The sequence below is a fragment of the Bordetella ansorpii genome (genome assembly GCF_900078705.1).
In the GTDB taxonomy this organism is placed as follows: Bacteria; Pseudomonadota; Gammaproteobacteria; order Burkholderiales; family Burkholderiaceae_B; genus Bordetella; species Bordetella ansorpii_A.
This window is the reverse complement of sequence record NZ_FKIF01000007.1, coordinates 299,503-319,725: the sequence shown is the minus strand read 5'-3', so window position 1 is coordinate 319,725 and position 20,223 is coordinate 299,503. Positions and strand designations below refer to the sequence as shown.

Sequence of the window (20,223 nt, the reverse complement as noted above, 5' to 3'; positions counted from 1 at the left end):
GCAACATGACCACAAGCATGAACGACAAGCGCGTCGTCCAGGTCGAGAACCTGAGCGTGCGTTTCAACACCCCCACGCGCACGGTCGATGCCGTGCGCGACCTGTCGTTCCACGTCGACCGCGGCGAGACCCTGGCCATCGTCGGCGAATCGGGCTCGGGCAAGTCGGTGACCTCGCTGTCGCTGATGCGCCTGGTGGAGTACGGTGGCGGCAGGATCGTCTCGGGCAACATGCAACTGCGGCGCCGGGGCGGCGAGGTCTTCGACCTGGCCCGCGCCGACGAATCCAGCCTGCAGCGCGTGCGCGGCGCCGACGTCGCCATGATCTTCCAGGAGCCCATGACCTCGCTGAACCCCAGCTTCACCGCCGGGGCGCAGATCGCCGAGGCCCTGCAACTGCACCAGGGGCTGGACGCCGCCGGCGCGCGCGCCGAGACCCTGCGCATGCTGGAACGCGTGCGCATCCCCGAGGCCCGCGCCATCCTCGACCGCTATCCGCACCAGCTGTCGGGCGGCATGCGCCAGCGCGTGATGATCGCCATGGCGCTGTCGTGCAAGCCGCAACTGCTGATCGCCGACGAGCCCACCACCGCGCTGGACGTGACCATCCAGGCCCAGATCCTGCAACTGATCCGCCAGTTGCAGGAAGAAATGGACATGGGCGTGATCTTCATCACCCATGACATGGGCGTGGTGGCCGAGGTGGCCGACCGCGTGCTGGTCATGTACCGCGGCGACAAGGTGGAAGAGGGCACGTCGGACGCGGTGTTCGCCGATCCGCGCCACAACTACACGCGTGCGCTGCTGTCGGCCGTGCCGCGCCTGGGCGCGATGCAGGGCACGACACAGCCCGCGCCGTTCCCGCTGCTGCGCGTCGATGGCGTCACCGAGCAGCCCGCCACCGTGGCCGAGGGCGACACCACCGTGCGCCGCGAGCAGGGCCCGCTGCTGAAGGTGCGCGGGCTGACCACGCGCTTCGACGTCGCCAGCGGCCTCTTCGGCAACGTGAAAAGGCGCGTGCACGCCGTCGAGCAGGTCAGCTTCGACCTGTATCCCGGCGAAACGCTGTCGCTGGTGGGCGAGTCGGGCTGCGGCAAGACCACCACCGGCCGTTCATTGCTGCAACTGGTCAAGAGCCAGGGCGGCAGCATCGAGTTCGACGGCCAGAACATCGGCTCGCTGCGCGGCTCGGCCATGCAGTCGCTGCGGCGCCACATCCAGTTCATCTTCCAGGATCCGTTCGCGTCGCTGGATCCGCGCATGACGGTCGGCTATTCCATCATGGAGCCGCTGTTGATCCACCGCGTGGCGCGTGGCAGGCAGGCCGAGGAGCGCGTGCGCTGGCTGATGGACAAGTGCGGCCTGGTGCCCGACATGATCGACCGCTATCCGCACGAGTTCTCGGGCGGCCAGCGCCAGCGCATCAGCATCGCGCGCGCCCTGGCGCTGAACCCCAAGGTGGTGATCGCCGACGAATCCGTGTCGGCGCTGGACGTGTCGATCCAGGCGCAGATCGTCAACCTGCTGCTGGACCTGCAGCGCGAGCTGGGCGTGTCGTTCCTGTTCATCTCGCACGACATGGCCGTGGTCGAGCGCATCAGCCACCGCGTGGCGGTGATGTACCTGGGGCAGATCGTCGAGATCGGCCCGCGCCAGGCCATCTTCGAGAATCCCCAGCATCCCTACACCAGGAAGCTGATGGCCGCCGTGCCCATCGCCGATCCGCAACGCCGCCACCGGCAGCGTTCCCTGCTGGTCGACGAGATTCCCAGCCCGGTGCGCAAAGTGGGCGACGAGCCCGTGGTGCAGCCCCTGGTGCAGGTGGGCGAGGGCCATTTCGTGGCCCGGCATTCGATCGGGGTGTATTGATACGCCGTGCCCCCGAGGGTCCCGAGGGGCCTTCCGCAGAGCACGAAGCGCCAGCGGTCATGTGACTGTCTGGCGCTTTTTCATTCGAGCTGCTGTAAGGGGCACGCTACCGTGCCGGGTTGATTTCAGCGCCGCTCCAGCGCCAGCTTCAGGCCGAAGGCGATGAACACGGCGCCTGTCAGACGGTCCAGCCCGCGCGCCACCGACGGGCGCGCCAGCCAGCGGTTCAACGGCTTGGCCGCTGCCGCCAGCACGGCGAACCAGGCGACGCCCAATGCCGCGTGGATGGTGGCCAGCAGCACGGTGAACGGGAAGACATCCACGCCCGCCGGCACGAACTGCGGCAGGAATGTCACGTAGAAGACGCCGATCTTGGGGTTCAGCAGGTTGGTCAGGCAGCCGCGCAGGAACCACTGCGGGGGCGTCAGGCCGCGCGCCGCGGCCAAGGAGCCCGCCGCGTCGGTGGCGCCCTGTGCCGCAGCCTCTGCTGACGCCTTGCGGCGCGCCCAGCTGCGCCACAGCAACTGCGCGCCCATATAGCAAAGGTAGGCCGCGCCGCAGAGGCGCAGGAGGTCGTACGCCAACTGGGACGCGGCCAGCAAGGAGCCCAGGCCAGCCGCCACCAGCACGCCCCACACCAGGCAGCCCGCGCAGATGCCCATGCCCGCCAGCAGCGCGCGGCGCGTGCCTTCGCGCATGGCGGTGCGCAGCACCAGCGCGGTATCCAGGCCGGGGGTGAGGGTGAGAAGGGTGGCGGCGGCCGTGAAGGCCAGCAGGGCGGCGAGCGCAGTCATGGCGAGGCGGATGAGGGTCTGTGGGAGGGAGCCGGAGGCGTCGTCGGCTCGTCCGCATGCGCCGTGGGGCACGGCGCCGATGCGGGTTCATACGGGTTGCGCCAGCTTAACGCAAGCCGGCGCGCTTCGCTCCCGCACACGGGCCTCGCCACGCAACGTCCTTGCATTCAGGCGCGCGGCGCGGGCAGGGCCGGACGACGTCCCGGCGCCCAGGCAGGTATCATTCGTGTCGCCGCCGGATGCCCATCGCGTCCGGCCCCTCTCATCTCCCCCGATATTCCATGGCCCTGCGCGCAACCATCTACAAGGCCGACCTGCACGTCGCCGACAGCGACCGCCACTATTACGGCAGCCACTCGCTCACCATCGCCCGCCATCCTTCCGAGACGGACGAGCGCATGATGGTGCGCCTGCTGGCCTTCGCCCTGCATGGCGACGAGAACCTGGCCTTCACCAAGGGCCTGAGCGACACCGATGAACCCGACGTGTGGCTCAAGGACCTGACCGGCGACATCCAGCTGTGGATCGAGGTCGGCCAGCCCGATGAGCGCCGCATTCTGAAAGCCTGCGGCCGGGCGCGCGAAGTCATCGTGTATTGCTATGCCCATGCCAGCAAGCTGTGGTGGGACGGCATCCGCAACAAGCTGGAGCGCGCCCGCAACCTGCGCGTGGTCTACCTGCCGTACGAACAGACCCAGGCCCTGGGCGAGCTGGCGCAACGCACGTTCAGCATGCATGTCAACGTGCAGGACGGCGAGGCGTACGTGTCGTGCGACGCGGGCCAGGTGACCGTGCAGCCGGAGAGCTGGCGCTAGGCAATGTTCAATGGGGCCGCTCTCCCGCCGAGCCGCCCGGCCTAGTTGTCGTACTCCAGCGCCCGGCTGATGCGATGCCGCGCCACCGTGGTGCGCGGCACCTTGAACGGAAACCAGCTGCGTACGTCCTCGTCCAGGCCGATGCCGTGCATGTAGTTGTAGATGGCCTTCTTCAGCGCGCGGCCCAGGGCATCGTGGTCCACCCCGGTGGGGTCGTGGAAACCCACGTCGTTCTTGGCGAAGGTCACGTCGGGCAAGGGGCGCAGCGTCACCCCGTACTCCTCGGGATTCCTGCCCACCGGCGAATGCACCGTACAGGCGAAGCGGTGGAAGAAGCCGCTCTGGATGCAATCGTTGGCGAACAGCTGGCGCACGTATTCCAGGGCGTCCACGGTGTCCTGCACCGTCTGCGTCGGAAAGCCGTACATCAGGTAGGCATGCACCAGCACGCCGGCATCGGTGAAGGCGCGCGTGACCCGCGCCACCTGATCCACCGATACGCCTTTCTTCATCAGGTTCAACAGCCGGTCGGAAGCGACTTCCAGGCCGCCGGACACCGCGATGCAGCCGCTGTCGGCCAGCAGTTGGCACAGCTCGGGCGTGAACGTCTTCTCGAAGCGGATGTTGCCCCACCAGGAAATGCCGGTATCGCGCGCGATCAGTTCGTTGGCCAGCGCCTTCAGCGACTTGGGCGGCGCGGCCTCGTCCACGAAATGGAACCCGGTCTGTCCCGTCTCCCGCACGATGGCCTCGATGCGGTCGGCCAGGATCTTCGCCGACGCGCCTTCGTACCGGCCGATGTAGTCCAGGCTGACGTCGCAGAAGCTGCATTTCTTCCAATAGCAGCCGTGTGCGATCGTCAGCTTGTTCCAGCGGCCGTCGCTCCATAGCCGGTGCATCGGGTTCAGCATGTCCAGCAGCGACAGGTAGCGGTCCAGCGGCAGGCCGTCCCAGGTGGGCGTGCCGACGTCCTCGAACGGCACGTCGGGCTCGACCAGGTTCACGTACCGGACCAGGCCGGATTCCGCGTCGCGCAGGAAGGTGCGCACCAGGCGCTGGCGCGAGCGTTTGCCCTGCACGTGTTCCAGCAGCGCCAGCAAGGGGCGTTCGCCGGCATCCAGCGACACATAGTCGAAATAGTCGAACACGCGCGGGTCTTTCAGTTCGCGCAGTTCGGTGTTGACGAAGCCGCCGCCCAGCACGGTGACGATGGCGGGATTGCGCGCCTTGATGGCCTGGGCGATGCGGAAGGCGGCATAGACGGCGCCGGGGAAGGGCACCGACAGCAGCACCATGGTCGGCGCGTGGCGGTCCAGCGCCTGTTCCGTCAGTTCGCGCAGGGTCTCGTCGACCAGGTTCAGCGGGGCCGCGAGCGCCTCGGCCAGGGGATCGAACGTCGGCTGGCTGCCGGCCAGCGATTCGGCGTAGCGGACGAACTCGAAACGCTCGTCCACGGCGTCGCGCAGCACGTCGGCCAGGTCGTTCAGATAGAGGGTGGCCAGGTGCTTGGCGCGGTCGTTCAGGCCCAGCGCGCCGAACGCCCAGGCCAGCGGATCGCCGCCATCCTCGTCGATGTAGACGTCCAGCGAGCGGAAACGCGGCCCCTCGGGCAGGTAATTGCGGCTGGCGATGCGGTGCGCCAGGGTGGAGTCGCGGCCCTGCAGGTACGCGATCGCGGGGCCGATCGTGGCCAGGTAGCGGGCCTGCTGGGCCACGAAGGCCTGGATCGCGGGTGTATGCCGGGCGGCGGGCAGGGCGGTGATCCGTTCGGCCACGGCGCGCAGGCCGTCGGCCGACAGCAGGCGCAGCACCAGCGCGAGCGCTAGGTCTTCCTGGAACGCCGTGACCCCCCGCGAACGCAGGAACCCGGTGAGATAGGCGGTGGAGGGGTAGGGCGTGTTCAGTTGCGTCATCGGCGGGATGACGGAGAGCACGCGCAAGGGCAAGGAAGACATGAGGCTTGCTGGAATGCCCCGTATCAGGGGCGGTGGCGTTGATGATGGATGGCCTGCGGCCGCGCGGCCGCGGCCGCCCAGAATCCGGGCATGAAGCACTCGGTCACCAGCAGCGGCTGGCCCATGCGCCAGAACACCGAGCGGCGCGCCCACAGCAGGGCCGTGCCGCGATCCCGTGCGGGCAGGGTGCCGCGCGCCGGGGCGTACAGGGCAATGCCACGCGCGACAGGGCTGCACGCGAAGGCCGAGCGGTGGATGCCGCGGTCGTTATACAGCATGTCGGCCAGCGGCCGCGTGCGCAGCCTGCGCATGCCTTGCCAGACCCCGTGCGAGGCCCGCAGCGGCGTCAGGCTGCGCGCCATCACAGCGTCCACGCCGTCGACCGACATCACGATCTCCCGCACCCAGACGGGCGCGCCCGGCGGCAGCTGCATGGCGTGGGCCTCGTCGGGCGGCACCCCCTGGGCGTGCTCGGCCAGCACGCGCAGGTGGAACGCGCCCAGCGCGCGCAATCCCGCCGTCAGCGCGCCGGGGCGCGCGAGCCAGGACTTGATCAGGGGAGACAGCGAGGGCGAGGGCCCGGCCTGCCAGCCGAGCCTGCTGGTGGGGCAAGGAATCTTCATGGGCAGCATTATGCCAAGCCGGAGGGCATCGGGGCCGCGCACACCCGGCGCGCGGGGCGGATCGGGTGCATGGAGGGGGGCCGCCCTGCGACTACAATACCGCCCCATGGAAAAAGTGCGTATCTCCAAATTGATGTCCGAGCGCGGACTCTGCTCGCGTCGCGAGGCCGATGCCTACATTGAACGGGGCTGGGTCCGTGTCGACGGCGAAGTGGTGTCCGAGCTGGGCGCGCGCGCCTTTCCCAACCAGGTGATCACCCTCGAGCGCGCCGCCCAGGCGCGCCAGACGGCCCGGGTCACGGTGCTGCTGAACAAGCCGGTGGGCTACGTGTCGGGCCAGGCCGAGAAAGGCTATACGCCCGCGGTGGCGCTGGTGCAGGCGCACTCGCGCTACCCGGGCGACCGCTCGCCGCGCCGCTTCGACCGGGCCCACCTGATGGGCCTGGCCGCCGCCGGCCGCCTGGACATCGACTCGCAGGGCCTCTTGGTGCTGACCCAGGACGGCCGCGTCGCCAAGATGCTGATCGGCGAGGACTCCTCGGTCGAGAAGGAATACCTGGTGCGCGTGCAGGGCCGGCTGGCCGAGAACGGCCTGGCGCTGCTCAACCATGGCCTGTCGCTGGACGGCAAGCCGCTGCGCCAGGCGCAGGTGCGCTGGCAGAACGAAGACCAGTTGCGCTTCATCCTGCGCGAGGGCAAGAAACGCCAGATCCGCCGCATGTGCGAACTGGTCGGCCTGAAAGTGGTGGGCTTGAAGCGCGTGCGCATCGGCAACGTGCAACTGGGCGATCTGCCGCCTGGTCAATGGCGCTATCTGCGCGACGATGAACGCTTCTGAGGGCGGTCTGTCGGCCTGCGCACTTGGCAACACTTATTTCAGCCTGTTTCTCGACGGTTAACTGGTCCGGATGCAGGCGTATTCTGGCCGGCTATTGCGTCGCGATGCGCGATTCCGTGCCCGAATCGGAACGCTGCTGGCTGTGCCGCGGTCGAGCCCTGTGCCGCCGCTGCAGACAGGATGCGCCGATTGTCCCGTGACTGGAACAGAGTTTTCTTTGCATTTCTTTGTTTCCGGTCAAGGAATGGCGCACAATGGCGGTTTTATTGCGCCGCAGCATGCCGCTGCTGCGGGCATCGCGATTTCAACTCTCCCAGCTCGCCGGCACCGGCGGGTGTGGTGTGTCCATGATCCGGGAATGCATCGTATGAAGAAGAATGATCTGGTCTCGCGCGGCGCCTGCGCGTTGGCGGTGACGGCACTGGCGTTCAGCCTGGCCGCGTGCGGCAAGCAGGAACAGCAGCAGGGGCCGGCGGCCAAGCCGCAGGTCGGCGTGGTCACCCTCAAGACCCAGCAAGTGTCCCTGTTCACCGAATTGCCCGGCCGCACCTCGGCCTTCCGCAGCGCCGAAGTCCGTCCGCAGGTCAACGGCATCCTGCAGAAGCGGCTGTTCACCGAAGGCGGCGAGGTCAAGGCCCAGCAGCCGCTCTACCAGATCGATCCCGCGCTCTACCAGGCGCAATACGACAGCAGCAAGGCCGCCCTGGCGCGGGCCGAGGCCCAGGCGCGCACCGCCGTGCTGCTGGTGCAGCGCTACAAGCCGCTGGCCGAAAGCCGCGCCGTCAGCCGCCAGACCTACGACGATGCGGTCGCCGCGCGCGACCAGGCCGCCGCCGACGTGCAGTCGGCCAAGGCCGCGCTGGACACCGCCCGCATCAACCTCGTCTACACCAAGGTGCTGTCGCCGATCAGCGGCATCATCGGCCGTTCGGCCGTCACCGAAGGCGCGCTGCTCACGGCCAACCAGACCTCGCCCATCGCCACGGTGCAGCAGATCGATCCCATCTACGTCGACGTCACGCAGTCCAGCGTGCAGCTGCTGCGCCTGAAGCGCGCGCTGGCCAGCGGCATGCTCAAGCAGAGCGGCGGCGAGCAGGCCGCCGAAGTCACGCTCACGCTCGAGGACGGCACCCGCTACACGCAGACCGGCAAGCTGCAATTCTCGGAAGTCACCGTCGATCCCACCACCGGGTCGGTGGTGGTGCGCGCCGTCTTCCCCAATCCCGACCGCCAGTTGCTGCCCGGCATGTACGTGCGCGCGCGGCTGGCCGAGGGCGTGGCGCCCGAGGGGCTGCTGGTGCCGCAGCGCGGGGTCACGCGCAGCCCGCGCGGCGAGCCCACCGCGCTGGTGGTCAATGCCCAGAACAAGGTCGAGCAGCGCACGCTGAAGGCCGACCGCGCGATCGGCGACCAGTGGCTGGTCACCGACGGCGTCAAGCCGGGCGACAGGGTCATCGTCGAAGGCCTGCAGCAGGCCCGCCCCGGCGTCGAAGTCAATGCCGCCGAGTGGACCCCGCCGGCGCAGCCGGGCCAGGCGCCCGCCGCACCGGGCGCCCAGCCCGCCGCGCCCCAAGCGAAATAACACGGAGCCTCAGCGCATGGCCAAGTTTTTCATCGACAGGCCCGTGTTCGCATGGGTCATCGCCATCGTATTGATGCTGGCAGGCTTGCTGTCCATCATGTCGTTGCCGGTGGCGCAGTACCCGAACATCGCGCCGCCCTCCATCCAGGTGCAGGTGACCTATCCCGGCGCCTCGGCGCAGACCGTGCAGGACACGGTGGTGCAGGTCATCGAGCAGCAGATGAACGGCCTGGACGGGCTGCAGTACATCTCGTCCGAAAGCAACTCCGACGGCAGCATGAGCATCACGCTCACGTTCCGCCAGGGCACCAGCCCCGACATTGCACAGGTGCAGGTGCAGAACAAGCTGGCGGTGGCGCAGCCGCAACTGCCGCTCGAGGTGCAGCAGCAGGGCATCCGCATCACCAAGGCGACCAAGAACTTCCTGATCGTCGCGGGCTTCGTGTCCAGCAATCCCAACATGACGCGCGCGGACATCTCCGACTACGTCGCCTCGTACGTCCAGGATCCCATCAGCCGTACGCAGGGCGTCGGCGACTTCCAGCTGTTCGGGTCGTCGTACGCCATGCGTATCTGGCTGGATCCGGACAAGCTGGTCAACTACAGCCTGACGGCGCCCGACGTCACGTCGGCCATCCAGGAGCAGAACGTCCAGGTGTCCTCGGGCCAGGTCGGCGGCCTGCCCGCCGTGCGCGGCCAGCAGCTCAACGCCACGGTGATCGGACCGTCGCGCCTGACGACGCCCGAGCAGTTTGGCCGCATCCTGCTGAAGGTCAACACCGACGGCTCGCGCGTGCGCCTGTCCGACGTGGCCAGGATCGAGCTGGGTCCGCAGACCTACGCCATCGACAGCGCCTTTAACGGCAGCCCGGCCTCGGGCCTGGCCATCAAGCTGGCCCCCGGCGCCAACGCGCTGGACACGGTCGACAACGTACGCGCCACCATCGAGCGCCTCAAGCCGTTCTTCCCGCCCGGCATGGACGTCGTATATCCCTACGACACCACGCCGTTCGTCAGCCTGTCCATCAAGGGCGTGGTGCATACCCTGGTCGAGGCCATCATCCTCGTGTTCCTGGTGATGTACCTGTTCCTGCAGAACTTCCGGGCCACGCTGATTCCCACCATGGCCGTGCCGGTGGTGCTGCTGGGCACGTTCGCGGTGCTGGCCGCCTTCGGCTACTCCATCAACACGCTCACCATGTTCGGCATGGTGCTGGCCATCGGCCTGCTGGTGGACGATGCCATCGTGGTGGTCGAAAACGTCGAGCGGGTGATGGAAGAGGAGGGGTTATCGCCCAAGCAGGCCACGCGCAAGTCCATGGAGCAGATCACCGGGGCGCTGGTGGGGATCGCCATGGTGCTGTCGGCCGTGTTCGTGCCGATGGCGTTCTTCGGCGGCTCCACGGGCGTCATCTATCGCCAGTTCTCCATCACCATCGTGTCCTCGATGGTGCTGTCGGTGATCGTGGCCATCGTGTTCACGCCGGCGCTGTGCGCCACCATCCTCAAGCCCAAGCACGGCCACGGCACGCGCCGCGGGTTCTTCGGCTGGTTCAACCGCAACTTCGACCGCGCCAGCAACGGCTACGCCAACACCGTGTCGCGCAGCCTGGGCCGCACCAAGCGCCTGCTGCTGATCTACGTGCTGATCCTGATCGGCATGGCCTGGCTGTTCACGCGCATCCCCACGGCGTTCCTGCCCGAGGAAGACCAGGGCATCCTGTTCGCCCAGGTGCAGGCGCCTCCGGGTGCGACCGCCGAGCGCACGCGCCAGACGATCGAGCAGGCGCAACGCTACCTGCTGGAAGACGAGAAGGCCAGCGTGCAGTCCGTGTTCATGGTGTCCGGCTTCAACTTCGGCGGCCGGGGCCAGAACGCCGCCATCATGTTCGTGCGCCTGCGCGACTGGGAGCAGCGTCCCGGCGCCGACCAGCGCGCCCAGGCCGTGGCGGGGCGGGCCAACGCGTACTTCGCCAAGAACCTGCGCGACGCGCAGATCGCCGTGTTCGCGCCGCCTTCCGTGATGGAGCTGGGCAACGCCACGGGCTTCGACTTCCAGTTGAAGGACGAGGCCGGCCTGGGCCACGATCAGTTGCTGAAGGCGCGCAACCAGTTGCTGGGCGAAGCCATGAAAAGCCCGATGCTGGTGGCCGTGCGGCCCAACGGCATCGAGGACGCGCCTCAGTACCAGTTGAACATCGACCGCGAGAAGGCCCGTGCGCTGGGGGTCTCCATTTCCGAGATCAACAGCACGCTGTCCATCGCATGGGGCGGCTCGTACGTCAACGACTTCATCGACCGGGGCCGCGTCAAGAAGGTCTTCCTGCAGGGCGACGCCACCGCGCGCATGCTGCCCGACGACCTCGGCAAATGGTACGTGCGCAACGCCGAAGGGCAGATGGTGCCGTTCTCGTCGTTCGCCACGGCCGAATGGACCTTCGGCTCGCAGAAGCTGAACCGCTACAACGGCGTGCCGTCGTACAACGTGCAGGGCCAGGCCGCGCCGGGCTACAGTTCGGGCGAGGCCATGGCCGAGATGGAACGCATCGCCAAGACCCTGCCCCCGGGTATCGGCTTCGAATGGACGGGCCTGTCGTTCGAAGAGCGCATGTCCGGGGCGCAGGCGCCCGCGCTCTACGCCATCTCGCTGATCGTGGTGTTCCTGTGCCTGGCGGCGCTGTATGAAAGCTGGAGCATTCCCACCGCGGTGATGCTGGTGGTGCCGCTGGGGGTCGTCGGTACGCTGTTGGCGACCGCGTTGCGAGGGCTCTCCAACGACGTGTACTTCCAGGTGGGTCTGTTGACCACGGTGGGGCTTGCGGCCAAGAACGCGATCCTTATCGTGGAGTTCGCCAAAGAGCACTTCGAGAAAGGGGCCTCGCTGGCCGAGGCCGCCGTGCACGCGGCACGGCAGCGCCTGCGTCCCATCCTGATGACCTCGCTGGCCTTCATCCTGGGCGTGGTGCCGCTGGCCATTGCCTCGGGCGCGGGCTCGGGCAGCCAGAACGCCATCGGCACGGGCGTGATCGGCGGCATGCTCACCGGCACTTTCCTGGCCATCTTCTTCGTCCCCCTGTTCTTTGTGACCATGCTCCGTCTGTTCCGCGTCAAGCGCATGAGCGAAAGCGAAGAGCCCCCGCACACTGGCGGCCACGGCACCTCGGCCGATCCGTCCAACGGAGGCCACGCATGATGCGCATCGCCCTGAAACCCCTGTCCGGCGCGCTGTTGATGGCCGCCCTGGCGGGCTGCTCGCTGGCGCCCACCTACGAACGTCCCGCGGCGCCGGTCGATGCCGCCTATCCCACCGGTCCGGCCTACGACCGCCAACCCACCCAGAACACGCGGGTGCATGGCGCCGCGGCGGTCCAGGCCGCCGGCGACGTGGGCTGGCGCGACTTCTTCCGCGATCCCGTGCTGCAGCGGTTGATCCAACTGGCGCTGGCTGACAACCGCGACATGCGCGTGGCCGCGCTGAACGTCGAGGTGGCGCGCGCGCAATACCGCATCCAGCGCGCCGACCTGCTGCCGTCCGTGGGCGTGGCGGGCACGGCGGACGTCTCGCGTTCGCCGGCCGATCTCAGCCGCACGGGCGAGGCCACCATCAGCCGCACCTATCAGGTGGGCGTGGCGACCTCCGCCTGGGAGCTGGACCTGTTCGGCCGCATCCGCAGCCTCAGCGAGCAGGCCCTGCAGACCTATCTGGCGCAGGACGAAACCCGTATCGCCACGCAACTGAGCCTGGTCTCCGAAACCGCCAACGCCTACCTGACGCTGCGCGCCGACCAGGAATTGCTGGGCCTGACGCGCGACACGTACAAGGCGCAGAAAGAGTCCTACGACCTGACGAAGCAGAGCTTCGACCTGGGCGTGGCGACCGACCTGGACATGAGCCAGGCCGAGATCGCGCTGCGCACGGCCGAGAGCAACCTGTCGCAATACACGCGGCTGGTGGCGCAAGACCGCAACGCGCTGACGCTGCTGATCGGCCAGCCGGTTCCGGCCGAGCTGGCGCCCCAGCTCGACCACGTGCAGCCCTTGCCGGACGACATGATGCCGATCGATCTGCCCGCCGGCGTGCCGTCCGACCTGCTGACGCGGCGGCCCGACATCCGCGCCGCCGAGCACGTCCTGCAAGGCGCCAATGCCAACATCGGCGCGGCGCGCGCGGCGTTCTTCCCCAGCATCAGCCTGACGGGCAGCGCCGGCACCGCCAGCGCCTCGCTGGGCGGCCTGTTCGAGGGCGGCTCGGGCGCCTGGAGCTTCGCGCCGCAGATCACGGTGCCGATCTTCGCGGGCGGTTCGCTGCAGGCCAACCTGGACGTGGCGAAGCTGCAGAAGCGCATCGAGATCGCCAATTACGAACGCGCCATCCAGTCCGGCTTCCGCGAGGTCTCCGATGCGCTGGCCGGACGTGGCACCCTGGACGAGCAGATCGCCTCGCAACGCAAGCTGGTCGACGCCAGCCAGCGCGCGTACAAGCTGTCGCAGCAGCGATTCGAGCTGGGCATCGACAACTACCTGACGGTGCTGGATTCGCAGCGTTCGCTGTACTCGGCGCAGCAGACGCTGATCAACACCCGCCTGCAGCGCCTGTCCAACCTGATCAGCCTGTACAAGGCCCTGGGCGGCGGCTGGAGCGAGCATACGGTGATGCCCACTCAGGGCATGAAATGAAAAATGCCGGCAGCTTACGCAGGCTGCCGGCATTTTTCGGTACGGCGCGAGGCGCGCCGTACCGTGGGGTATCAACCCCGGTTCTTGGTGAACAGGCCCACCACGAACAGCACGATGATCGCGCCGATCACCGAGGCGATCCAGCCGGCCGGTTCGCCCGGCGCGTACCAGCCCAGGGACTGGCCCAGGAAGCCGGCCACGACCGAGCCCACGATACCCAGGATCGTGGTCAGGATGAAGCCCATGCTCTGCCTGCCCGGCATGATGGCGCGGGCGATCAACCCCACGATGAAACCGACGATGATCATGATGATGAAGCCCATGCGGGTACTCCTTTCCTAGAGGGGGGAATCGTGGCTGGCATGATACCCACGGGGTTTCTCCGGAAGCTGTAACAACGCGTGCCGGTCGGGTACAAAGACCGGATTGTCATGTCCGTGTGAGTGGGCGCGAGCGGGCGGCCCGGTCGGAGGCTGTCCGATGCGGCAACGGCTGCGCCGTTCCGGAATCCACCTCAGCCGGCCATGGCCAGCAAGCGCTTCAGGTCGTGCACCATCGCGGCGGTGGTGTCGGTGTCCGATGCCAGCAGCCGGGCTCGGCCCTGCCCGTCGAAGATGTACACGCCGCGGCTGTGCGTCACGTCGTACACGTCCGCGCCGTCGCCCGGCCGGGGTTTCTCGATCTGATAGGCCACGCGGTAGCGCCGTGCCAGGTCGGCGATCTGCTTCTCGGTGCCGGTGACGCCGATGGCCTGCCTGTTGAACGCATCCACATAGGCCTGCAGCATGTCAGGCGTATCGCGGTGCGGGTCCACGCTGACGAACACGATGCGCACCTGGCCGGCCTGGTCGCCCAGTTGCTGCAGCACGTTGCTCAGTTGCGCCATGGTGGTGGGACAGATGTCGGGACAACTGGCGTAGCCGAAGAACAGCAACACCGTCTTGCCGCGCAACGATTCGCTGGTGACGGTCTTGCCGCCCGCGCCGGACAGCGCGAACTTCAGGTCGGGCAGATGTCCCCGCACGTTGTACAGCGACCAGTCGGCCGAGCGTTCGCTGCACGCGGCCAGCAGCACGCACAGGCCCAGCAGCAGGGCGCGCCACGCACGGGCGCAAGAGGAAAGCGGCATGATGGTGTCTCGCCACCGCGCCCGTGGACGCGGCGTTGTCGTTATTGTCGGGCAAGCCCCGATTCTACCGCTCGGCGTAAATCCGTCTGCTTGACGCGCCGGCACCGCGTGATCCTCATTCACCCGAATCCCTATGATCCGACCTGCTGACCATCGGCATGCAAGGTTCTGTGGCCGATCGGTGCCCGCTACGCCGCTGCGGCAGCCTCCGCCGCCATCCCGCTATGCCGCAGCAGCGCATCGATGCTCGGCTCGCGGCCGCGGAAGGCGCGGAACGAGTCCGCGGCGGGACGCGCGCCGCCGACCGCCAGGATCTCGCGCTTGAAGCGCTCGCCCGTGGCCGGGTCGAGCGTGCCGGGGCCGGCGGCCTTGGCCGCGGCCTCCTCGAATGCCGCATAGGCATCCGCCGACAGCACTTCCGCCCACTTGTAGCTGTAGTAGCCCGCGCCGTAGCCGCCCGCGAACAGGTGCGAGAAGGCGTGCGGCAGGCGATGCCACTCGGGCGGGAACAGCACGGCCACCTCCTGGCGTACTTCCCGCAGCAGTTGCAGCACGCCGGCGATGGGCGTGGCCTGGGCCCGCGCATGCAGCAGCATGTCGAACAGCGCGAACTCGATCTGGCGCACCGTCTGCATGCCGCTTTGATAGTTGCGGGCGGCCAGCAGGCGGTCGTACAGGTCGCGCGGCAGCGGCTGGCCGCTGTCCACGTGGGCCGACAGTTGCTGCACCACTGACCATTCCCAGCAGAAGTTCTCCATGAACTGCGAGGGCAGTTCGATGGCGTCCCATTCGACGCTGGAGAACGCGGCGGCGCCGGGCTCGTCCACTTCGGACAGCAGCGCGTGCAGGGCGTGGCCGGTTTCATGGAACAGCGTGATGACGTCGTCGTGCGTCAAAAGCGCGGCCTTGCCGCCGTTGGGGCGGGCGAAATTGCAGGTAAGGTAGGCCACGGGCGTCTGCAGGCGGCCGGCCGTCAGGCGGCGGGTGCGTTCGCTGTCGACCCAGGCGCCGCTTTGCTTGCCGGCACGGGCGTACAGGTCGAGGTACAGATGGCCGACCAGGTCGCCCGACGGGGTTTCGACACGCACGCCACGCACGTCGGCATGCCAGGACGACACGGGCACTTCGCGCAGCCGCACGTCGAACAGCGTCTCGATGACCTGGTACAGGCCCGACAGCACGCGCGGCTCGGTGAAGTACTGCTTGATCTCGTCCTCGGAATAGGCGTAGCGCGACTCGCGCAGGCGCTCGGACGCGAAAGGCACGTCCCAGGGCTGCAGGTCGGTCATGCCCAGTTCGGCGGCGGCGTACGCGCGCAGTTCGGCCAGGTCGCGCTGCGCGTAGGGCTTGGCGCGGGCGGCCAGGTCGCGCAGGAAGGCCGTGACTTCCTCCGCGCTGCGCGCCATGCGGGTCTGCAGGCGCAGCGCGGCGAAATGGCCGTAGCCCAGCAGCGAGGCTTCCTCGGCGCGCAGGGACAGCAGTTCTTCGATCAGCGGCGAGTTGTCCAGCTCGGGCGTGCCGTGCTCGGAGGCCACCGTGCCGTAGGCGCGGTACAGCGTGGCGCGCAGTTCGCGATCGCGCGCATACTGCATCACCGGCAGGTAGCACGGCATCTTCAGGGTCAGCATCCAGCCCGGCTTGCCTTCGGCCTCGGCAGCCTGGCGGGCGGCGTCCAGCACGTCGGCGGGCAGGCCGGCCAGGCGGGCCTCGTCCTCGATGAGGATGGACCAGGCGTCGACCGCATCCAGCACGTTCTCGGAAAACTTCTGCGACACCTGCGCTTCGCGCTCGGAATTCTGGGCGTAGCGCTCGCGGGCCTCGCCCTGCAGTTCGACGCCGCTCAGGCGGAAGTCGCGCAGGGCCAGTTCGACGATGCGGCGGCGCACGGGTGGCCACGAGGCGAAATCGGCGGCCGCCTGCAGGCGCTGGTACTGGCGGTACAGGCCTTCGTGCAGGCCGACCCAGGTGGAGAATTCGGTGACCTTGGGCAGCGCGGCGTTGTAGACCTCGCGCAGTTCGGGCGTGTTGACCACGGCGTTCAGGTGACCGGCCACCGACCAGGCGCGCCACAGGCGCTCGGTGGCGGTGTCCAGCGGCTCGACCACGGCCTCCCAGGTGGCGGGCAGGTCGGGCGAGGCGGCCTGGTCCACGGCCTGGCGGGCGATCTCCAGCAGTTCATCGACCGCCGGTTCGATGTGCGCGGGCTTGACGCTGGCGTAGTCGACCAGGTCGGAAACAGGAGCGAGCAGGGGATTGGAAGTCATCGCGGCCTCGGCGCAGGAAATAGGGCTGGAATATTCGGGCTAGATGGGGACGCATGTGCATAACGCAAGCCCGGCCAGGCGGGCGGGTCGTCCACGATAATGCTTTGCTGCGATCCCAGTGACAAGGGCGGCGGCGCATGGATGCGTCCGCCTCCCCCAGGCAAAGACAGGCGGCGGCGCGCCTAAGCGGTCGCGCCGGCGGCGCGCTCGGCCGCCTCGATCGTGTTGACCAGCAGCATGGCGATGGTCATGGGGCCCACGCCGCCCGGCACGGGAGTGATGGCGCCGGCCACCTGGCTGGCGGAGGCGAAATCGACGTCGCCGCACAGCTTGCCGTCTTCGCCGCGGTTGATGCCCACGTCGATGACCACGGCGCCCGGCTTGACCATGCCGCCGTCGACCATGCGGGGACGGCCGGTGGCCACCACCAGCACGTCGGCGCGGCGCGTCTGCGCACCCAGGTCGCGCGTCTTGGAGTTGCACAGCGTGACGGTGGCGCCAGCCTGCAGCAGCAGCATGGCCATGGGCTTGCCCACGATGTTGCTGGCGCCGACCACGACGGCTTCCGCGCCGCGCAGCGGCACGCCCTCGGATTCCAGCATCTTCATCACGCCGTACGGCGTGCAGGGACGGAACAGCGGCTGGCCGGTCATGAGCAGGCCGGCGTTGCTGATGTGGAAGCCGTCCACGTCCTTCTCGGCGGCGATGGCCTCGATGACCTTGTGCGAATCGATGTGCTTGGGCAGCGGCAGTTGCACCAGGATGCCGTGGATGGCCGGGTCCTGGTTCAGGCGCGCGATGTGCGACAGCAGCTCGGCCTCGGTGATGTGGGCCGGGTACTGCTCCTTGATGGAGTACAGGCCGGCCTTCTCGCAGGCCGCGACCTTGTTGCGGACATACACTTGCGAGGCAGGGTCTTCGCCCACCAGCACGACGGCCAAGCCGGGCCGAACGCCGCGTCCGGTCAGTTTCTGGGCACGTTCCGCGACATCTTCGCGGATGCGTGCGGACAGCGCGTTGCCATCGATGATGCGTGCGGTCATATTGCCCCCATGGCGCTGCGCGCCGTTCCCCCGGGGGGGATTTGGCCCTTGGGGCGGCCCTGCGGGCTCAAAGTCATGCATGTGCCTCCGGTTTTGCAAGGGCCACCTTCATCAGGTCGGCCACGGTGGTGACTTCCAGTTTTTCCATGATATTGGCGCGGTGCGCCTCGACGGTCTTGATGCTGATGCCGAGATCGTCGGCGATCTGCTTGTTCAGGCGGCCGGCGACGATGCGTTCGAGCACCTGCTGCTCGCGCGCCGTCAGGCGGGCGAGCATGGCTTCGTGGTCTTTCTGCGCCTGGAACTTGCTGACGCGCTGGACGGCCTGTTCGAGCATGCGGGCGACGATTTCGCGCAGGTCGGCCTCGTTGAAGGGCTTTTCCAGGAAATCGATGGCGCCTTTCTTCATGGTGGACACGGCCATGGGCACGTCGCCGTGGCCGGTGATGAAGACGATGGGCAGCGGCGCGTTGCGCGCGATCAGCTGCTCCTGCAGTTCCAGGCCGCTCATGCCGGGCATGCGCACGTCGGCGATCAGCACGCCCACCTGGGACGCATCGTACTCGTCCAGGAAGGTCTCGGCGCTGGCGTAGGCGCGCACGCGATAGCCGTTGGCTTCCAGGAGCCAGCGCAGCGAATCGCGAACGGCTTCGTCGTCATCAACGATGAAGACCGTGCTGGACAGGTGGGGCGTGTTCATGCGTGCAACTCCTCGGACTGTTCATTGGGCGTTTGCGTTTGCGGCGCGGCGCAGGGCAGGGTGAACCGGAAAATGGTGCCCCCCGCCGGATTCGGGTCGGCCCACAGGCGACCGTGATGCGACTCGATAATGGTACGGCAAATGTTCAGCCCCATGCCCAGGCCCTGGGACTTGGTGCTGAAGAAGGGTTCGAACAGGCGCTCGGGCTCGGCCAAGCCGTGGCCGCGGTCGACCACGGCGACCTCGATGTGCTGTTCGTGCAGGATGACGGCGACCTTCAGTTCGTCGGAGTCGCTGCGCTCCATGGCCTCCAGGCCATTCTTCAGCAGGTTCAGCAGCACCTGCTCGATGAGAATGGGGTCGGCCAGCACTTCCGGCGCGTTGGACGGCACGAAGCTGTCGATGCGGATGCGGCGCTTGCGCGCGTCGATCTCGGCGAAGCCGATGGCGTTGTCGACGATGCCGCGGATGGCCACGCGCTGGCGGCGCGGCTCGCTGCGCTTCACGAATTCGCGGATGCGGCTGATGATCTTGCCGGCGCGCTCGGCCTGCGAGGCGGCCTTCTCCAGCGCCGGCAGCAGCATGTTGGGGCTGGTATGGCCGGCCTTGACCAGCGCCACCGCGCCCATGCTGTAGTTGGCGATGGCGGTGAGCGGCTGGTTCAGCTCGTGCGCCAGCGACGACGCCATCTCGCCCATGGTGGTCAGGCGGCTGGTCAGCTGGATCTTCTCCTGCTGCACGCGCGAGGCTTCTTCGTGGGTGCGGCGCTCGGTGATGTCGCGCGCCACCTGCATGCGCACGCGGCGCCCGTCGGTCCACGCCAGCATGCGGTGGTGCACCTCGAACCAGCGCTGCACCGAGGGCGAGAAGACCTCGACCGATTCGTCGGTGAAGCGGCCGCGGCGGCCGGCCAGCAGCTCGTCGTGGCCGCCGGTCTGCGCGCCGAACACCCGGCGGTAGGTGCGGTTGGCGAACAGCAGCTCCAGCCCGTCGTGGGTGTCGGCCGTGACCGAGATGGCGTCGTCCAGGCCTTCGAGCACCGTCATGAAACGCTCGTGCGCGGCGGTCAGGGCCTCGCGGATGCGCTTGGATTCGGTGATGTCGGTCATGGAGGTCATCCAGCCGATCTGGTTGCCGTTGGGGTCGAGCAGCGGCGACACGTACATGCGCGAGGTGAAGCGCGAGCCGTCGCGGCGCTGGGCCTCGACCTCCAGGCCGCTGCTGGGCGTCTTGCCGGACAGCAGCACGTCCAGGGTGTGCTGGTGCTGTTCATGGCGGCCGGGCACCCAGTACGGGAAGGGCGGGCTGCGGCCGATCAGGTCGGCCTCGTTCCAGCCGATCATGCGGCAGAAGGCCGGGTTCACGTAGGCGATGCGGCCCTCCATGTCGATCACGCGCATGCCGGTGGACATGGAGTTCTCCATGGCGCGCCGGAAACCCGTCTCGGCGATCAGCGCGGCCTCGGCCTCGGAACGAAAACCCGTATAGCGCCACAACATCAGCAAACTGATGATGATGACGCCCGACAGGGCCAGCACCACCCAGATCAGGCGCTGCTGGCGCAGCTCCTGGTCGATGGTGACGAACATGACGCTGTCGTCGTGGATGCGCTGCAGCCAGAAGAAGACCCCCATCACGCACAGGTACGAGATGAGCACGAGCACGGGCGTAAGCCAGTACAGGCCGCGCCGGCGAAGGCGGGCATGGTCGTGGAACGACACCGGGATATTGGATTTTGCGCTGGACATGAATTCTTAGCGTTGATGCGGCATTTTAGTGCGGGTTCGCGCAAGCGTCCCCGTGCAGGGCATGTGATTGCCGCAGGTATTTACCGAAATTCCATATTATGAAATGCCGTACCGCAACATGAAATTTTCCTTGCGACAGGGTAGTCTTCTTCCTAGAATGCCGTTTTTCGGCAAGTCCGAGGCAGGA

At 67.9% G+C, this 20,223-nt stretch carries 15 protein-coding genes; 6 read left to right on the top strand and 9 right to left on the bottom strand.

Annotated features, from left to right (window positions below; all coding sequences use genetic code 11):
* Positions 1–17 precede the first annotated feature (17 nt).
* Positions 18–1,868 (top strand): dipeptide ABC transporter ATP-binding protein, encoded by a 1,851-nt coding sequence (locus A6745_RS17140; RefSeq protein ID WP_066129757.1) that lies wholly within the window; start codon positions 18–20, stop codon positions 1,866–1,868.
* A gap of 125 nt (positions 1,869–1,993) precedes the next feature.
* Here the strand turns inward: A6745_RS17140 and A6745_RS17135 are convergent, their stop codons facing one another.
* Positions 1,994–2,662, bottom strand: a complete 669-nt coding sequence (locus tag A6745_RS17135; RefSeq protein ID WP_066129754.1) for a LysE family translocator — start codon at positions 2,660–2,662, stop codon at positions 1,994–1,996.
* 281 nt (positions 2,663–2,943) lie between these two features.
* On the opposite strand from A6745_RS17135, the gene A6745_RS17130 reads away from it, so the two are divergent.
* Complete coding sequence (locus A6745_RS17130) at positions 2,944–3,477, top strand: YaeQ family protein (RefSeq protein ID WP_066129751.1); 534 nt, start codon at positions 2,944–2,946, stop codon at positions 3,475–3,477.
* Positions 3,478–3,518: 41 nt separating this feature from the next.
* Here A6745_RS17130 and A6745_RS17125 read toward each other — a convergent pair whose 3' ends face one another.
* Together A6745_RS17125 and A6745_RS17120 are read right to left on the bottom strand one after the other, a co-directional pair.
* Positions 3,519–5,432: a B12-binding domain-containing radical SAM protein gene (locus A6745_RS17125; RefSeq protein WP_066129748.1), complete on the bottom strand. Its 1,914-nt coding sequence runs from the start codon at positions 5,430–5,432 to the stop codon at positions 3,519–3,521.
* A 23-nt stretch (positions 5,433–5,455) separates the two neighbouring features.
* Positions 5,456–6,055, bottom strand: coding sequence for a chorismate--pyruvate lyase family protein (locus A6745_RS17120; RefSeq protein ID WP_066131320.1), 600 nt, complete (start codon positions 6,053–6,055; stop codon positions 5,456–5,458).
* Between the two features lie 106 nt (positions 6,056–6,161).
* Between A6745_RS17120 and A6745_RS17115 the strand changes: the two genes are divergently transcribed.
* The 4 genes from A6745_RS17115 to adeC all read left to right on the top strand — a co-directional run bounded on the left by A6745_RS17115 (position 6,162) and on the right by adeC (position 13,152).
* Positions 6,162–6,893, top strand: coding sequence for a pseudouridine synthase (locus A6745_RS17115; protein ID WP_066129745.1), 732 nt, complete (start codon positions 6,162–6,164; stop codon positions 6,891–6,893).
* Between the two features lie 367 nt (positions 6,894–7,260).
* Positions 7,261–8,475: an efflux RND transporter periplasmic adaptor subunit gene (locus A6745_RS17110; RefSeq protein ID WP_066129742.1), complete on the top strand. Its 1,215-nt coding sequence runs from the start codon at positions 7,261–7,263 to the stop codon at positions 8,473–8,475.
* Between the two features lie 16 nt (positions 8,476–8,491).
* Positions 8,492–11,668 (top strand): efflux RND transporter permease subunit, encoded by a 3,177-nt coding sequence (locus A6745_RS17105; RefSeq protein WP_066129737.1) that lies wholly within the window; start codon positions 8,492–8,494, stop codon positions 11,666–11,668.
* Complete coding sequence (adeC, locus tag A6745_RS17100) at positions 11,668–13,152, top strand: AdeC/AdeK/OprM family multidrug efflux complex outer membrane factor (RefSeq protein WP_066131318.1); 1,485 nt, start codon at positions 11,668–11,670, stop codon at positions 13,150–13,152. Before A6745_RS17105 ends, adeC begins: the two co-directional genes overlap by 1 nt.
* Before the next feature lie 71 nt (positions 13,153–13,223).
* On the opposite strand, the gene A6745_RS17095 is transcribed toward adeC, so the two are convergent.
* The 6 genes from A6745_RS17095 to A6745_RS17070 form a co-directional block, all read right to left on the bottom strand.
* Positions 13,224–13,475 carry a GlsB/YeaQ/YmgE family stress response membrane protein gene (locus A6745_RS17095; RefSeq protein ID WP_066129731.1) on the bottom strand — a complete coding sequence of 84 codons (252 nt, stop codon included), beginning with the start codon at positions 13,473–13,475 and terminating at the stop codon, positions 13,224–13,226.
* A 191-nt stretch (positions 13,476–13,666) separates the two neighbouring features.
* Positions 13,667–14,281 carry an SCO family protein gene (locus A6745_RS17090; RefSeq protein WP_066129729.1) on the bottom strand — a complete coding sequence of 205 codons (615 nt, stop codon included), beginning with the start codon at positions 14,279–14,281 and terminating at the stop codon, positions 13,667–13,669.
* A gap of 188 nt (positions 14,282–14,469) precedes the next feature.
* Positions 14,470–16,545 (bottom strand): M3 family metallopeptidase, encoded by a 2,076-nt coding sequence (locus tag A6745_RS17085; RefSeq protein ID WP_066129723.1) that lies wholly within the window; start codon positions 16,543–16,545, stop codon positions 14,470–14,472.
* Positions 16,546–16,727: 182 nt separating this feature from the next.
* The gene (gene folD / locus A6745_RS17080) at positions 16,728–17,588 is read right to left on the bottom strand and encodes a bifunctional methylenetetrahydrofolate dehydrogenase/methenyltetrahydrofolate cyclohydrolase FolD (RefSeq protein ID WP_066129721.1); all 861 of its coding nucleotides are present in this window, start codon (positions 17,586–17,588) and stop codon (positions 16,728–16,730) included.
* A 73-nt stretch (positions 17,589–17,661) separates the two neighbouring features.
* Positions 17,662–18,288: a response regulator transcription factor gene (locus A6745_RS17075; RefSeq protein WP_066129718.1), complete on the bottom strand. Its 627-nt coding sequence runs from the start codon at positions 18,286–18,288 to the stop codon at positions 17,662–17,664.
* Entirely contained in the window at positions 18,285–20,036 is a 1,752-nt protein-coding gene (locus A6745_RS17070; protein WP_066129714.1) for a PAS domain-containing sensor histidine kinase, read from the bottom strand. Before A6745_RS17070 ends, A6745_RS17075 begins: the two co-directional genes overlap by 4 nt.
* Between the last annotated feature and the right edge of the window lie 187 nt (positions 20,037–20,223).

Coding starts and splice junctions, on each gene's coding strand:
- A6745_RS17140 (WP_066129757.1), top strand. CDS start 18: ATGAACGACAAGCGCGTCGTCCAGGTCGAGAACCTGAGCGTGCGTTTC.
- A6745_RS17135 (WP_066129754.1), bottom strand. CDS start 2,662: ATGACTGCGCTCGCCGCCCTGCTGGCCTTCACGGCCGCCGCCACCCTT.
- A6745_RS17130 (WP_066129751.1), top strand. CDS start 2,944: ATGGCCCTGCGCGCAACCATCTACAAGGCCGACCTGCACGTCGCCGAC.
- A6745_RS17125 (WP_066129748.1), bottom strand. CDS start 5,432: ATGTCTTCCTTGCCCTTGCGCGTGCTCTCCGTCATCCCGCCGATGACG.
- A6745_RS17120 (WP_066131320.1), bottom strand. CDS start 6,055: ATGAAGATTCCTTGCCCCACCAGCAGGCTCGGCTGGCAGGCCGGGCCC.
- A6745_RS17115 (WP_066129745.1), top strand. CDS start 6,162: ATGGAAAAAGTGCGTATCTCCAAATTGATGTCCGAGCGCGGACTCTGC.
- A6745_RS17110 (WP_066129742.1), top strand. CDS start 7,261: ATGAAGAAGAATGATCTGGTCTCGCGCGGCGCCTGCGCGTTGGCGGTG.
- A6745_RS17105 (WP_066129737.1), top strand. CDS start 8,492: ATGGCCAAGTTTTTCATCGACAGGCCCGTGTTCGCATGGGTCATCGCC.
- adeC (WP_066131318.1), top strand. CDS start 11,668: ATGCGCATCGCCCTGAAACCCCTGTCCGGCGCGCTGTTGATGGCCGCC.
- A6745_RS17095 (WP_066129731.1), bottom strand. CDS start 13,475: ATGGGCTTCATCATCATGATCATCGTCGGTTTCATCGTGGGGTTGATC.
- A6745_RS17090 (WP_066129729.1), bottom strand. CDS start 14,281: ATGCCGCTTTCCTCTTGCGCCCGTGCGTGGCGCGCCCTGCTGCTGGGC.
- A6745_RS17085 (WP_066129723.1), bottom strand. CDS start 16,545: ATGACTTCCAATCCCCTGCTCGCTCCTGTTTCCGACCTGGTCGACTAC.
- folD (WP_066129721.1), bottom strand. CDS start 17,588: ATGACCGCACGCATCATCGATGGCAACGCGCTGTCCGCACGCATCCGC.
- A6745_RS17075 (WP_066129718.1), bottom strand. CDS start 18,288: ATGAACACGCCCCACCTGTCCAGCACGGTCTTCATCGTTGATGACGAC.
- A6745_RS17070 (WP_066129714.1), bottom strand. CDS start 20,036: ATGTCCAGCGCAAAATCCAATATCCCGGTGTCGTTCCACGACCATGCC.